Origin of the sequence: Streptomyces sp. NPDC101178, from assembly GCF_044767965.1 — a bacterium.
Lineage (GTDB): Bacteria > Actinomycetota > Actinomycetes > Streptomycetales > Streptomycetaceae > Streptomyces.
The window spans coordinates 298,907-311,883 of sequence record NZ_JBIWOZ010000009.1 but is presented as its reverse complement, the minus strand read 5'-3'; the positions used below and the strand labels follow the sequence as shown (position 1 = coordinate 311,883).

Sequence of the window (12,977 nt, the reverse complement as noted above, 5' to 3'; positions counted from 1 at the left end):
GTTTCCTTCTGTCATGAGCAGGGCAATTCTTGCGGGGACTGCCCCTGCCGTATCGCTCTGCCGAGTCAGGAGTGAGACACCATGCGCCGCACCCCGCCCGGGATGCCGACCTTCACCCGCACCGCCACCGTCCTCGCCGCCGCCGGCCTCCTCGTGCTCGGCACCGCGTCCGCCGCGCACGCCGACCCGCCGCAGCACCTCCCGCAGAACGCCGGAGGCTACGAGCAGACCTTCTCGCCCGCCTACGACTACGACGGGGACGGCTGCTACGCCACGCCCGCCATCGGCCCCGACGGCACCCTCGCCCCCGGCCTCAAGACGTCCGGCGCGATCAACGGGAGCTGCCGGGACAAGTGGGACCTCGACAACTCCCAGACGTACGCCCGCTCGAAGTGCAACAACGGGTGGTGCGGGATCGTCTACGCGAGCTACTTCGAGAAGGACCAGGCCGTCCACGGCAGCGGGCTCGGCGGCCACCGCCACGACTTCGAGCACGTCATCTCCTGGGTCAACCAGGCGTCGAACCAGGTGGATTACGTCTCGACCACCCAGCACCGCACGGTCAAGACCTACCCCCGCTCCCAGGTCCGCTTCGACGGCTCGCACCCCAAGGCCGTCTACCACAAGGACGGCCCCAGCACGCACTTCTTCCGCCTCGCCAACAACAACGACGAGCCGCCCGAGAACCACTACGGCACCTGGCGCTATCCGCCCCTCGTCGACTGGAACGGCTTCCCCAGCACGGAGTTGCGCGACCGCCTCATGAACGCCGACTTCGGCGCCGCCACCATCAAGGTCACCGACAAGGACGACCGCTTCCGCAACCTGCTCAACAACGCCAAGCCCGCCGGAATCCCCTTCGACCCCTGGGCCTGACCGCGGAATCTATTGACTTTCGATAGCTATCGATCGAAACTCGATAGATGCACAGTCTTCTGGTGGGCATCCTCCGTATCGGCATCGCGGCAGCGGTCCTGTCCGGCCTCTTCGCCCAGGCCGTCATCATCCCGACGACCGCGGCCGACGAGGTGGACCTCTTCCCTCCGTACGAGCCCTACGCCCTGCCGTACGTCGTCGCGTCGATCCTCGGGGTGGCGTGCGTGCAGGTCGCCCTCGGCGCGATCTGGATGCTGCTCTCGATGGTCGAGCGCGACGCCATCTTCACGCGCTCCGCGTTCCGCTGGGTCGACGCCGTCATCGGCGCGGCCGCCGTGGCCACCCTGATTGCGCTGGGGGCGGCGGTGCACCTCACCTTCGACACCATCCCGTCCCCCGACGACGGCATGGACGTCGAGGGTGCGCTGCTCGCCGCCCTGGCGTGCGTGGCGGTGGGGGCGGCGTTCTCCATGCTCATGGTCATCATGCGCACGCTGCTCGGCAAGGCGATGGAGATGCGGACGGAACTGGCCGAGGTCATCTGATGCCGATCGTGGTCGAGATCGATGTGCTGCTCGCCGAACGGGGCATGTCGGTCGCGGAGTTCGCCGCCGCCGTCGGGATCACGCCCGCCAATATCGCCGTCCTGAAGAACGGCCGCGCGAAGGCGGTGCGGTTCGCGACGCTGGAGGCGATCTGCCGCGTACTGGAGTGCCAGCCGGGGGATGTGCTGCGGTACGTCCCCGACGAGTGACGGCCGCGGTGGCCTCGGTGGCCCTGGTGGGGGGTTCGTACGCGCTGCCCGGCCGGCCGGGCCGCTTCATCTGCCCGTCGCCGTCGAGGTTCTTCTCGAACTCCGTCACCGCGTGCGCTCCGGGCGCGAACAGCGTGGACAGCGCGAAGAGGGCGATCACCGCGATCGGGCAGCCGTAGAACCACCGCGAGCCGTCGGCGGCGGCTGCCGGATCCCGAGGTCCGCTGACAGACTGACCTCCATGCCCGCCACCTCGCCCCGCCGTCTCTCCCTCCAGCAGATCGTCGAAGGGCAGCGGCGCGCCGCGTTCGTCGGGCGGGAGGGTGAACTCGATCTCTTCCGCGCCAACTTCGCCACTCCGCCCGAGGATCCGCTCCACCGGTTCGTCTTCCATGTGCGGGGCAACGCCGGGGTCGGCAAGACCTCGCTCGTACGGGAATGGCAGCAGGTGGCACGGGAGTCGGGGGCGGCCACCGCGTCCGTCGACGAAGGGGCCGACTCCGTTCCGGAGCTTCTGGCTTCCGTGGCGGGGCAGTTGGCCGAGCAAGGACATCCGCTCCGGGCGCTGGACCGGATGCTGGCCACGTACCGGCGCGCCCTCCACGACGCGGCCGGGCGGCTCGCGGCCGACGGGGACGAGCCCTCGCCCGCCGCTCTCGCCGCCGCGCAGGCCGGGCTGGTCGCGGCCGGGGCGATACCCGTGGTCGGGGCGCTCGCCGGAGGCATCGACCCGGCGGTCGTGGCGCGGGGCGCCGGCGGGCTGCGGGCGGTGTTCGGCGGGCGGGCGCGGCAGCAGGAGGAGGCGTTCCTGCTGGCCGAGCCGGTACGGGCGCTGACGCCGGTGTTCGTCGCCGAGCTCGGGCGGATCGCGGACGCGGTGCCGTGGGTCGCGCTGTTCCTGGACACCTACGAGCGCACCGCGCCCCTGCTGGACCGGTGGCTGGCGGACCTGCTGCTTTCCGGCCGGTACGGCGAGCTGCCCGCCAACCTGGTCCTGACCCTGGCCGGGCAGCGGCGCCTGGATCCCGCGCACTGGGGCGATCGGGGCCGCCTGGTGGCCGACGTACCGCTGGGGGCGTTCACGGAGGAGGAGTCACGCCAACTCCTCGCCGGGCGCGGGGTCGTGGAGGAGCCCGTCGTACGGGAGGTGCTGCGGCTCTCCGGCGGGCTGCCGGTCCTGGTGTCGACGCTCGCCGCCAACCCCGGCGCGGCCGGTGAGGCGAACGCGACCGCCGTCGAGCGCTTCCTGGCCGGCGAGAGCGACCCGGACCGCCGGGCGGCGGCCCTCGCCTGCGCGCTGCCCCGGCGGTTCGACGAGGACCTGGTGGCCGTCGCCGCGCCCACCCCCGTCCCCGGGCTCTACGACTGGCTGCACGAGCTGCCGTTCGTCGTCGAGCCGCACTCGGGCCGCTCCCGCTACCACGGTGTCGTACGGGCCCCGATGCTCCGGCTCCAGCGCACCGGCTCACCGGCGCGGTGGAAGGAGACGCACGACCGGCTGGCCGAGGCCTTCGCCGTACGCCGGGACGCGGCGGCCGAAGGGCTCGACCCGGACCGGCTCTGGGCCGAGGAACTGTGGCGCCGGGCCGCCCTCGACGTGCTCTACCACCGGCTCTGCGCCCGCCCCCGCACCGCCCTGCCCGACGCCCTGCGCGCCGGGATCGCGGTGTGCGGCCAGCAGCCGTCCGCCGCCCGGCACTGGGCCCGGACCCTGGTGGAGGCCGGTGAGGACGCCGACAGCGCCGTACTCCGCGACTGGGGCCGGGACCTCCTCATCGCCTGCACCGACCACGGCCCCCGCCCCACCGCCGTCCTCGGACTCCTGCTGACCCGCGTGGAGTTGACCGATACGGAGCGGGCGGAGGCTCTGGTGGCGCGCGGCTGGGACCGCTTCCGGGCCCGGGAGTTCGACGCGGCGCTCTCCGACCACGGCCGGGCCGTCGCGGTGGACCCGCGCCACGAACGGGCCTACCAGGGCAGGGCGGTGGTGCTGCGGGCGCTTCGCCGGTACGAGGAGGCGCTCGCGGACCTGGACCGGGCCGAGGAGATCGCGCCGACCTGGGCCTGGGCGGCGCGGGAGCGCGGTGAGACGTACCGGCGGATGGGGCGGCTGGAGGAGGCGCTGACCGTCCTGGACCGGGCCCACGCGCTGGATCCGGCCGACGCGGTGCCGCTCGGCAGCCGCGGCCTGGTCCTGCACCGGCTGGGGCGCCACGAGGAGGCGCTGGAGGACTTCGACCGGGCGATCGCGCTGTGGCCGGAGTACGCGTGGGCGCTGGTGCGCAGGGCCCAGGCGCGTACGGCGCTCGGAGACCCGGTGGGCGCGCTCGCCGACCTGGACCGGGCCGAGGAGCTCACGCCCGGTCTCGCCGGGACGGAAGGGGAGCGGGGCGAGGTGTACCGGGCGACCGGGCGGTACGAGGAGGCCGTGGCCTGCTACGGCCGCGCCATCGCGATGGACGCCTGCTACGCCTGGGCCCACGGCAGCAGGGCCCTGGCGCTGGAGGCCCTGGGCCGCCTCAGGGAGGCCCGTGCGGACCTGGACCGGGCGCTGGAGCTGGATCCGGAGTACGGCTGGGCCCGGGCGCAGCGGGAGCGGCTGGGGTGAGGGGAGGGGTGGCTGAAGGCCCTCGTGGGTGACATACCCGCCCGTACCCCGCCGTCCGGGCGGTCGCCCCCTCTACCGCCCGTTCTCGTTCGATTACAGTGCTGGGGCGGTCGCCCGCAGAGGCCCGCACTGGCGGCGGACCATGGCGTGGCGGGAGGCGGCGGGGTGAGCACAGGGACCACGGCGGTCTGGGGACGGGCCGAGCAGCAGGACTTCCGCAGCCGGGTCCGCGGGGCGCTGCTCGGCGGGGCCATCGGGGACGCGCTCGGGGCCGGCGTCAGCGGGCTCACGCTGGAGGAGATCCGGGCGGCGTACGGTGCCGAAGGCGTCGTCGACTACGTTCCCGCGCACGGCAGACGCGGCGCCGTCACCGCGCTCACCCAGCTCACCCTCTTCACCGTGGACGGCCTGATCCGCGCCCAGGTCCGCCGCGACACCGGCGCCTGGCACCCGCCCACCGACGTCCACCGCGCCCACCTGCGCTGGGCCGCCACCCAGCACGACTGGGGGCCCGACGAGCGGCGCAAGGACAACGGCTGGCTGGCCGCCGAGGAGTGGCTCTACGCCCGCCGCGAGCCCGCCCGCGCGTGCCTCGGCGGCTTCGGCGACACCGTCTTGGGCACGCTGGAGCGGCCCAAGAACCCCACCGCCCGGGACTCCGGCGCGCTCACCCGGTCCGCGCCGTTCGGGCTGCTCGTGGGGTGGGAGCCGCAGCTCGTGCTCCAGCTGGCCGTCGAGTGCGCGGCCCAGACCCACGGGCATCCCGCCGCCCAGCTGGCCGCCGGAGCCTTCGCCGTACTCGTGCACGGGCTGGCGCGCGGCGAGACCCTGGACGGTTCGGTGCAGCACGCGATGGCGCTGCTCGGCGAGCGTCCCGGCCACGAGCCGGTGACCGAGGCCCTGCAACAGGCGCTCGGGTCGGTGCGCCAGGGCATTCCTGGACCGGCGCTCATCGAGGCGCTGGGTGCGGGCGACGCGGCGGACGAGGTGCTCGCCGTCGCCGTGTACTGCGCGCTGGTCAGCGAGGACGTACGCCACGGGCTGCGCCTCGCCGTCAACCACGGTGGGCCGTCCCGCGCCACCGGGGCCGTCTGCGGGGCGCTGCTCGGCGCGCTGCACGGCGAGACCGCGCTGCCGCCGGCCTGGCTCGCGGAGCTGGAGGGCCGGCCCACGCTCCTCGAACTGGCCGACGACTTCGCGATGGAGATGACCCAGGGCCCGGCCCTGCACAGCCCGACCGCGGCGGCCCCGGGCTGGCTGGCCCGCTACCCGCGCGGCGCGTGAGACGGCTCTTCCCGGCGGGCTCTCAGCGCATCAGCTCACCGGCGTTGACCAGCAGCGACTGGCCGGTGATCGCCCGCGCCCGGTCGGAGGCCAGGAAGGCGACGGCCTCCGCCACATCCCCGTCCGTGGCCAGCTCCGGCAGGGCCATCCGCTCGGTGAGCCGGGCCAGCACATCGGACTCCGGTACGCCTTCGGTGTGCGCGGTGAACTGGACGTACGCCTGCACCGGCGGCCCCCACATCCATCCCGGCAGCACGGTGTTGACCCGGATCCGGTGCGGCCCCAGCTCCCGCGCCAGCGAGTACACCGCCGAGGTCAGCGCGCCTTTGGACGCCGCGTACGCCGCCTGCCGCACCTGGGAGGGCGCGGCCACCGCGGACTGCGTGCCGATCACCACCACCGAGCCGCCGCGCTCCTTGAGGGCGGGCAGGCAGGCCCGGGTCATTCGCAGCGTACCGAGCAGGTTCACGTCGAGGACCGACTGCCAGGTGGCGAAGTCCGCGTCCTCCAGCCCGCCGAAGTAGCTGTCCCAGGCGGCCACATGGACCACCGCGTCGATCCCGCCGAACCGCTCGACCGCCAGTGCGGCCAGCGCCTCGCACTGCGCCTCGTCGGTGATGTCGGTCGGCAGGTGGGCGGTGCGGAGGCCTTTCGGATCGATCTCCGCCGCGCTCTTCGCCAGGTTGGCCGCTGTGCGCGCGCCGAGGACCGCGCGCCCTCCGTCCCGTACGACGGTCTCCGCGACCCGGTGCCCGAGCCCGGCGCCGACGCCCGACACGACGACGGTCTTTCCCGCGAGCAGCATCGGTGTGCCTGACATCGGCGCCTCCCGGCCCTGGAAGTTTTTCTGACGGGTCGTCAGAGTAGGGGGATGCGGGGGCCGATGGAAGAGGAGGGAGGCCCGGTGGGCGATGACGGGACACGGAGCGAGAGGTATGCCGAGCTGGCGGCGGTGGGGCCGTACGGAGTGCGCCCGGGGCACGCCCTGATCACGATGGTCGAGCCGCATCCGGGCCATGAGCACGCGTACAACCGCTGGTACGAGGACGACCACTACTACGCCGGTGCGACGGCCATGCCGTGGATGTTCGCCGGACGGCGCTGGGTGGCCACCAAGGACCTCCAGGAGCTGCGCTATCCGGAGGAGTCGGCGGTCGCGCGGCCGGTGGGAACGGGGTGCTACCTGTCGACGTACTGGGTGACCGAGGGCCGCTACGACGAGCACATGAAGTGGACCGTCGCCATCAACAAGCGGCTCAACCGGGACGGCCGCGTCCACCAGGACCGCACCCACGTCTTCACGGCCTTCCAGGACCACGAGGCCACCGTCTACCGTGACGGGGCGGCGGGCCCACGGGACTTCCACGCGCTGGATCATCCGTACGAGGGTCTCGTCCTCCAGGTCGTCGACGCCGAGGGGCCCGGGCAGCGGGCGGAGCTGCTGGAGTGGCTGAGGTCGCGCCATCTGCCGCAGCGGCTGAGCGGTTCGCCGGCGGCCATGGTGACCCTCTTCCGGCCGACGCCCCTGCCCGGCGACCGCATGACGTACGTGAAGCAGGTCGAGGGGGTGGAGACCCGGCTGACGCTGCTGTGGTTCCTCCAGGAGGACCCTCGCAACTGCTGGGACGCGCACTTCACGGGGCTCGACGCGGTGGTCGCGGAGGCGGGGCTGGGGCGGGTCGAGCTGGTCGCGCCGTTCATCCCGACCGTGCCGGGGACCGATCGGTACGTCGACCGGTTGAGGTGACGGTCGCCGGCTGGGGGTGCGGGTGGTGGCGTGCCGAGCCCCCTCGGCCAGGACGGCGAACCGGTCGAGAGGGCTCCATCAGGTGGTGCGGTGGTGCGGTGGTGCGGGTGGTGCAGTGATGCGGTGGCGCGATGTGCTGTGGTGCGGTGATGCGTGGTGCGGTGGCGCGATGTGCGGTGAGGTCAGGCGTCGACCGGGCTCGTGGCGACATCGCGCACGAACGCGTTCCACGCACCGGGGACGAAGGTGAGCGAAGGGCCCTCGGGGGCCTTCGAGTCACGCACGGCGATGGACAGAGCGACCGGGGACTTGACCTCGACGCACGCGCCGTTGCCCCCGGAGTACGACGACTTCGTCCACGTGTCCGTAGCACCCTGAAGAATTGCCATGTTCACTCCGGTTCAGAGAGTTGGGTGAGTCGCACCAACCTGATTCCGGTTGGCGTGATCGACGCTACTCTCCAAGCCCCGTCCATGAGATGGCCGTTCACTCGACCGGGTGTCATTCGGCGAGTAACTCTTACGCTGTGAGTCGGCGACGGTGTATCGTGCCGCCGCCGCTCACCTGGCGCCCCTGGAAGTGTCCTGAATCGACTGGTGCCGGCTGTGTCGGTCGGTGTCGGCCGGCGTCAGCTGGTCTCAGATGGTCTCAGCTGGTGTACGACTTGGCGATCTTGGTGATGAACTCCCGCGTCTGCTCCACGTTCAGAGCCTGCGCCCGCAGGTGCTCGTACATCACGCTGTAGCGCTGGACGTCGTTCGCCTTCTCCAGGTAGAGATCGCTCGTGACGCCCTCGATGTAGACGACGCTGGAGTCGGCGGCGTCCGGGAACTCCAGGATCGCGTACTGCCCGTTGATCCCGGGGTGCGCTCCCATGTCGAACGGCAGCACCTGCACGGTCACGTGCGGCAGGTGCGACTGCTCGACGAGGTGCTCCAGCTGGTCGATCATGATCTGGTTGTCACCGACCCGCCGGCGCAGCGCCGACTCGTCGATCACAGCCCAGAGCCGCAGCGGGTTCTCCGGCGCGTTGACCCGGTCCTGGCGCCGCGACCGTACGTTGACGCGCTTCTCGATGTCCGACGGCGGCGCCTCCGGGAGTGCGCCGCTGATCAGCGCCTCCGCGTAGGCCCGGGTCTGGAGCAGGCCGGGAACCATCTGGGGCTCGTACACCCGCAGGGACTCCGCGTCGGTCTCCAGGCCGATGTAGACGCTGTAAGGGATGTCGCCGAAGGCGTGCCACCAGCCCTGCTGGCGCGAGTCCTTGGCCATCTGCATGAGCGAGTCGACGATGCGGACGTCCTCGACCTCGTAGACCCCGCAGAGGTCGCGCACGTCGCGCTGGCTGATGGAGCGGCGGCCGTTCTCCAGACGGCTGATCTTCGACTGCGAGACGAGCAGACGCTCCGCCACCTCCTCGGCCGTCATGCCTTTGAGTTCGCGCAGGCGGCGCAGTTCCTGGCCCAACCTGCGTCGCCTGACTGTGGGATTGACGTTGGACGGCACGGAAAGTGCACCTCCGGCTATGTAGCTGTGCGTATCTACTGCTCAGCAGATTGCCACCCCTTGCCCCGGCCGCGCTGGGAAACGGCCACACGCAGGTGCGTGGGGTATAGGCCCCGGGCCGCGCACCGGAGCACACACCGGCGCGCGGAAGGACGTGCGCTACGGCGCGCAAGCGCGCGGGGCAGCCGGTCGAAACCGGCTGCCCCGCGCGTGGTGCGGCTCCCGAACCGGGTCCGATGACGACGGTACGGCGGTGTGCGGTTGTCCGCGCGGTCCTCTGCGCGGTCCTGCTCGGGTCCGGCCCGGGCGCTCACGTGCTCAGCGCTCAGGCGCTCGGCGCTCACCTGCTCAGCGCTCAGGCGCTCCGGGCCGGCGTCAGCTCGCGGCGGTGTGCGCCATGCTGCCCCGGCGTGCCTGTGCTTGCGGCTGCAACGGAACGCCCGCTGCCTGCTGCGTACGGCGTGGCTGGACCGCCACTCCGTTCTGGACGTCCATCACGGCATGCGCCACGAGGCCGCCCATGGGGTCGTGCCTGATCAGGTCCCGGAGCCGGGAGCGCGATGAACGCCCCTCGTTCCCGGGGTACAGGTGCTTGCCGAGTCCGACCGCGTGGGCCAGTGCGGCGAGCGCCGCGGTCCGCGGGTCCGGCGGTACGCCGGTGCGGATCGCACTGTCCAGCCGGGCTCTGATGTCCCGGCTGATGGCCGTCTCCGTCGCCTGGTAGCGAGTCGTCGGCAGCACTCCGCACATCTGGCCCGCCACGGCATGAACCATGCCGCACCGCTCCAGATGAGCGAGATAGATCTGGCGAAGCCCCAGCCGGGGTCCGCCGATCCAGTGGACCGCCCGGACCGGGCTGCCACGACGGCGCAGCAGCTCCAGTGCGGAGTCCAGTGTCGGATCTCCTGTCGGCCGTGGCATCACCACGGCGATACGATCCCCGTCAGGGGCTATCCGTCCTGCCAGAGCCAGCTCCACTAGCTGTGCCCCGGCCAGGCCGAGGTCGAGCGACTGCGGCTGCGCTGTGGTACCCGTGGTCGGGTCCAGAGCGAGCAACAGAAGCTCCTCCGGGATTGTTCTGCGGCTCCTGCCCATCCATGCCTCCCCGCGTGGATGTCTGACAGGGTGACCCCTCTCACATTCATCTGTCGAGAGCGCCTGACTGCTTTGTACGGGAACCAGTAGGTATGTCGTTCTCGTCTAGCAGCTCGGCCAGGGGTTCACACAGGACACTGGTAGATGGTTCGGACAGCGCGGGGGTTGCCCCGCGGCGCATGAGGAGGCATCGGTGGCGGGCGAGTCCCCCGACAAAACGGAGCAGCGGAAGTCGTCGGGGACGGCTGCGGAGGAACGCGACCCGCGCTTCGCGGTGTTCCGCGAACCCGGTGGAGACGTGGACGAGGCCGCGGATGCGGACGCGGCTGTCGACGAGGTGACGCCGGACGCGGCGAAGTCGGAGGCGGTGAAGTCGGAGGCGGTGAAGTCGGACACGGCCACGGCCGTCTTCCGGCCGCGGCTTCCGGAGGGCGAGGCGGGAGCGGCCGGTTCTCGTGGTTCCAGCGGTTCCAGCGGTTCCCGCGAGGAGGGGCCCGGGGAGGCTTCCGAGGGCGCTGTAACGCCTCAGAAGCCCGCACAGGGCTCTGCGGAGGACTCGGGCGGCGCCAAGGGCCTCGAGGAGCCTTCCGCGGCTGCGGGGGCCGCTGAGGGCGATGCGAGCGATGCGAGCGATGCTGACGGTACGGTCGGCGCTGCGGCGGAGGAGCCGGAGGCCGGTGACGTACGGCTGCGCGCGGCTGTGGCGGCCTGGGTCGACGCGGCGGCCGAGGACGAGGGCAAGGCCGAGGAGCCGTCCAAGGGTGAGGTGAGGGGCGAGTCGGCAGTGGACGCCGACGCGGCGGCCGAGGCCGCCGCTGAGCCCGAGGTCGAGGCCGCTGCTGAGCCTGTGCCCGATGCTGACGCTGAGCCCGAGGCCGGTCGCGAGCCTGAGGCCGAGGCTGCTGCCGAGCCCGCGCCTGCCAACGACACCGAGCTTGCCAACGACACCGAGCTTGCCAACGACACCGAGCCTGCCAACGACACCGAGCCTGCCGCCGGCAGCGAGGTCGAGCCCGAAGCCGGAGCCGAGCCCGAAGCCGAGCTCAAGCCCGTCGAGGAGCCGGAGGCCGGGCCGAAAGCCTCAGCCGCGATCGCGGCTGAGGCCCACAAGCCGGAACCCGCGACCAAGCCGGACCCCGAGCCCGAATCCGCCGACACCACCTCCGACCTGCGAGGAATCGATCAGCCCACGGCCGTCTTCAAGGCCGTCGCACCCGCCGGGCGGGTCGATCAGCCGACGACCGCACTGAAACTTTCGCCGCAGGAGCTCCAGGCGCTGAAGGCTGCGGGCGACAAGGCGAAGGACGAGTCCGAGAGCGGCGCTCAGCCGAAGCAGGACGAGTCGAAGCAGGACGAGTCGAAGCAGGACAAGCCGGAGCAGGAGAAGTCGGCTCAGGACAAGCAGAGCAAGCAGGACAAGCAGGACGAGGTCGAGGCGAAGCCCGAGCAGGACAAGCCCGAGACCGCCGTCGAGCGCACCAGCACCTTCGTGCCCCTGCGCTCCGACGACGTACGACCGGCCCCCGCGCCCGGCGTGCCGAAGCCGGAGACCGCGACCGAGACGTCGGCAGGCAAGCGGGAGGCCACCCCGCCCACCCAGGCCCCCGCCCCCGCCGCCCCCTCCTGGGCAGCCGCCGAGCGGACCCGGCAGCAGCCGCTGCCGCCCAAGCCGCCGCTCGACCTGCTCGCCGAGCTGACGAACACCCCGCCGCCGGCCGAGACCCCGGTCCGTACGGCGGTCCGGCGGGTCAAGATCTGGACCCCGCTCCTCCTCCTCCTGCTGATCGTCTTTGCGATCGCGCAGGTGATGCGCCCGCTGCCGGACCCGGCCCTGGAGCTCACGGCGAAGCCGACGTACACCTTCGAAGGCGGCGAGACCAAGCTGTCCTGGCCCGGCCAGGGGCAGTCGGCGGTGATGGTGGACGGCGTGGGGTCGCTCGGTTCGGAGGGGGCGCAGAAGTCGGCGCCCATCGCCAGTGTCGCGAAGGTCATGACCGCCTACGTGATCCTCCAGGAGCACCCGCTCAAGGGTGACGAGGTGGGCGAGACGATCACCGCCGACCAGAAGGCCGAGGACGAGTCCAAGAACGCGGACGAGTCGGTGGCCCCGCTGACCAACGGCCAGAAGCTCAGCCAGCGCGAGATGCTTCAGCTGCTGATGATTCCGTCGGGGAACAACGCGGCGCGGCTGCTCGCCCGCTGGGACGCCGGGAGCGAGGACGCGTTCGTCGACAAGATGAACGACGCGGCCAAGGACCTCGGGATGACCAACTCGACGTACACGGACCCGAGCGGGCTCGACAAGGCCACCGTCTCCACCGCGGCCGACCAGCTCAAGCTGGCCCAGGCGGTCATGAAGAACGACGTGTTCCGGAAGATCGTGGACATGCCCGAGGTCGAGATCAAGGGCATAGACGGCAAGATCTACAACAACAACAACCTGCTCCTGCAGCCCGGTGTGAGCGGCATCAAGACCGGTTCCTCCACGCCGGCGGGCGGCAACCTGCTCTGGTCCGCGAACACCATGGTCGACGGCAAGATGCTGTGGATCTACGGAGCGGTCATGGGCCAGCAGGCCGGTACCGGCCGGGTCTACGACAGCCTGGAGCTGTCCCTGCAGAACAGCCTGAAGCTGATCAAGGGCGCGCAGGAGGCCCCCACCTCCGCCACGGTGGTGAAGAAGGGGGACGTGGTCGGCTATGTGGACAACGGATTCGGCGCACAGACCCCGGTCATAGCGACGAAGAACCTCAAGGCGGTCGGCTGGCCCGGACTGAAGGTCGAGCTGAAGGTCACCGACAACGGCAAGGGCATCGCGCACTCCGCGAAGGCGGGCAGCGAGGTGGGCATGGTCACGGTGGGCACCGGCACCGGAAAGGTCACGGCACCGGTGGTGCTGCAGGACGACCTGACCGAGCCGGCCTTCGGCGACAAGCTGACCAGGATCGGCTGACCAGGATCAGCTGAGCAAGATCGGCTGAGCGGACAGCGGTACGGAAGCGGGCGCGGGGGCGGGGTGAGCGGCGTAGCTCACCCCGCCTCGGCGTCAGGGGTATGTGTCGGAGGTACGTGTTAGCGTCCCCGGACAACTGAAGGACGCCGGGACG

12 protein-coding genes are annotated in these 12,977 nt (G+C 71.7%); 8 read left to right on the top strand and 4 right to left on the bottom strand.

The window, feature by feature from the left end:
• The first annotated feature begins 81 nt into the window (after positions 1-81).
• The 6 genes from ACIRR8_RS25990 to ACIRR8_RS25965 all read left to right on the top strand — a co-directional run bounded on the left by ACIRR8_RS25990 (position 82) and on the right by ACIRR8_RS25965 (position 5,522).
• A complete protein-coding gene (locus ACIRR8_RS25990; RefSeq protein WP_404069220.1) occupies positions 82-876 on the top strand; it encodes an NPP1 family protein in 795 nt (264 codons plus the stop codon).
• A gap of 47 nt (positions 877-923) precedes the next feature.
• Entirely contained in the window at positions 924-1,421 is a 498-nt protein-coding gene (locus ACIRR8_RS25985; protein ID WP_404069218.1) for a DUF2975 domain-containing protein, read from the top strand.
• Positions 1,421-1,630 carry a helix-turn-helix domain-containing protein gene (locus tag ACIRR8_RS25980; RefSeq protein WP_404069216.1) on the top strand — a complete coding sequence of 70 codons (210 nt, stop codon included), beginning with the start codon at positions 1,421-1,423 and terminating at the stop codon, positions 1,628-1,630. The genes ACIRR8_RS25985 and ACIRR8_RS25980 overlap by 1 nt, the downstream gene beginning before the upstream one ends.
• Positions 1,627-1,809, top strand: a complete 183-nt coding sequence (locus tag ACIRR8_RS25975) for a hypothetical protein (protein WP_404069214.1) — start codon at positions 1,627-1,629, stop codon at positions 1,807-1,809. The genes ACIRR8_RS25980 and ACIRR8_RS25975 overlap by 4 nt, the downstream gene beginning before the upstream one ends.
• Positions 1,810-1,871: 62 nt before the next feature.
• Positions 1,872-4,238, top strand: a complete 2,367-nt coding sequence (locus tag ACIRR8_RS25970) for a tetratricopeptide repeat protein (RefSeq protein ID WP_404069212.1) — start codon at positions 1,872-1,874, stop codon at positions 4,236-4,238.
• Between the two features lie 165 nt (positions 4,239-4,403).
• Positions 4,404-5,522: an ADP-ribosylglycohydrolase family protein gene (locus ACIRR8_RS25965; protein WP_404069210.1), complete on the top strand. Its 1,119-nt coding sequence runs from the start codon at positions 4,404-4,406 to the stop codon at positions 5,520-5,522.
• Between the two features lie 22 nt (positions 5,523-5,544).
• On the opposite strand, the gene ACIRR8_RS25960 is transcribed toward ACIRR8_RS25965, so the two are convergent.
• A complete protein-coding gene (locus tag ACIRR8_RS25960; protein WP_404069443.1) occupies positions 5,545-6,327 on the bottom strand; it encodes an SDR family oxidoreductase in 783 nt (260 codons plus the stop codon).
• A 99-nt stretch (positions 6,328-6,426) separates the two neighbouring features.
• On the opposite strand from ACIRR8_RS25960, the gene ACIRR8_RS25955 reads away from it, so the two are divergent.
• Complete coding sequence (locus ACIRR8_RS25955) at positions 6,427-7,269, top strand: hypothetical protein (protein ID WP_404069208.1); 843 nt, start codon at positions 6,427-6,429, stop codon at positions 7,267-7,269.
• 182 nt (positions 7,270-7,451) lie between these two features.
• Here ACIRR8_RS25955 and ACIRR8_RS25950 read toward each other — a convergent pair whose 3' ends face one another.
• The 3 genes from ACIRR8_RS25950 to ACIRR8_RS25940 form a co-directional block, all read right to left on the bottom strand.
• Positions 7,452-7,658, bottom strand: coding sequence for a DUF397 domain-containing protein (locus ACIRR8_RS25950; protein WP_404069206.1), 207 nt, complete (start codon positions 7,656-7,658; stop codon positions 7,452-7,454).
• Positions 7,659-7,917: 259 nt separating this feature from the next.
• Complete coding sequence (locus ACIRR8_RS25945) at positions 7,918-8,775, bottom strand: helix-turn-helix domain-containing protein (protein ID WP_404069204.1); 858 nt, start codon at positions 8,773-8,775, stop codon at positions 7,918-7,920.
• 375 nt (positions 8,776-9,150) lie between these two features.
• Complete coding sequence (locus ACIRR8_RS25940; RefSeq protein ID WP_093692004.1) at positions 9,151-9,870, bottom strand: GPP34 family phosphoprotein; 720 nt, start codon at positions 9,868-9,870, stop codon at positions 9,151-9,153.
• Positions 9,871-10,063: 193 nt separating this feature from the next.
• On the opposite strand from ACIRR8_RS25940, the gene ACIRR8_RS25935 reads away from it, so the two are divergent.
• The gene (locus tag ACIRR8_RS25935; RefSeq protein WP_404069201.1) at positions 10,064-12,823 is read left to right on the top strand and encodes a serine hydrolase; all 2,760 of its coding nucleotides are present in this window, start codon (positions 10,064-10,066) and stop codon (positions 12,821-12,823) included.
• The last annotated feature ends 154 nt before the right edge of the window (positions 12,824-12,977 follow it).

Coding starts and splice junctions, on each gene's coding strand:
- ACIRR8_RS25940 (WP_093692004.1), bottom strand. CDS start 9,870: ATGGGCAGGAGCCGCAGAACAATCCCGGAGGAGCTTCTGTTGCTCGCT.
- ACIRR8_RS25985 (WP_404069218.1), top strand. CDS start 924: ATGCACAGTCTTCTGGTGGGCATCCTCCGTATCGGCATCGCGGCAGCG.
- ACIRR8_RS25970 (WP_404069212.1), top strand. CDS start 1,872: ATGCCCGCCACCTCGCCCCGCCGTCTCTCCCTCCAGCAGATCGTCGAA.
- ACIRR8_RS25950 (WP_404069206.1), bottom strand. CDS start 7,658: ATGGCAATTCTTCAGGGTGCTACGGACACGTGGACGAAGTCGTCGTAC.
- ACIRR8_RS25990 (WP_404069220.1), top strand. CDS start 82: ATGCGCCGCACCCCGCCCGGGATGCCGACCTTCACCCGCACCGCCACC.
- ACIRR8_RS25960 (WP_404069443.1), bottom strand. CDS start 6,327: ATGCTGCTCGCGGGAAAGACCGTCGTCGTGTCGGGCGTCGGCGCCGGG.
- ACIRR8_RS25980 (WP_404069216.1), top strand. CDS start 1,421: ATGCCGATCGTGGTCGAGATCGATGTGCTGCTCGCCGAACGGGGCATG.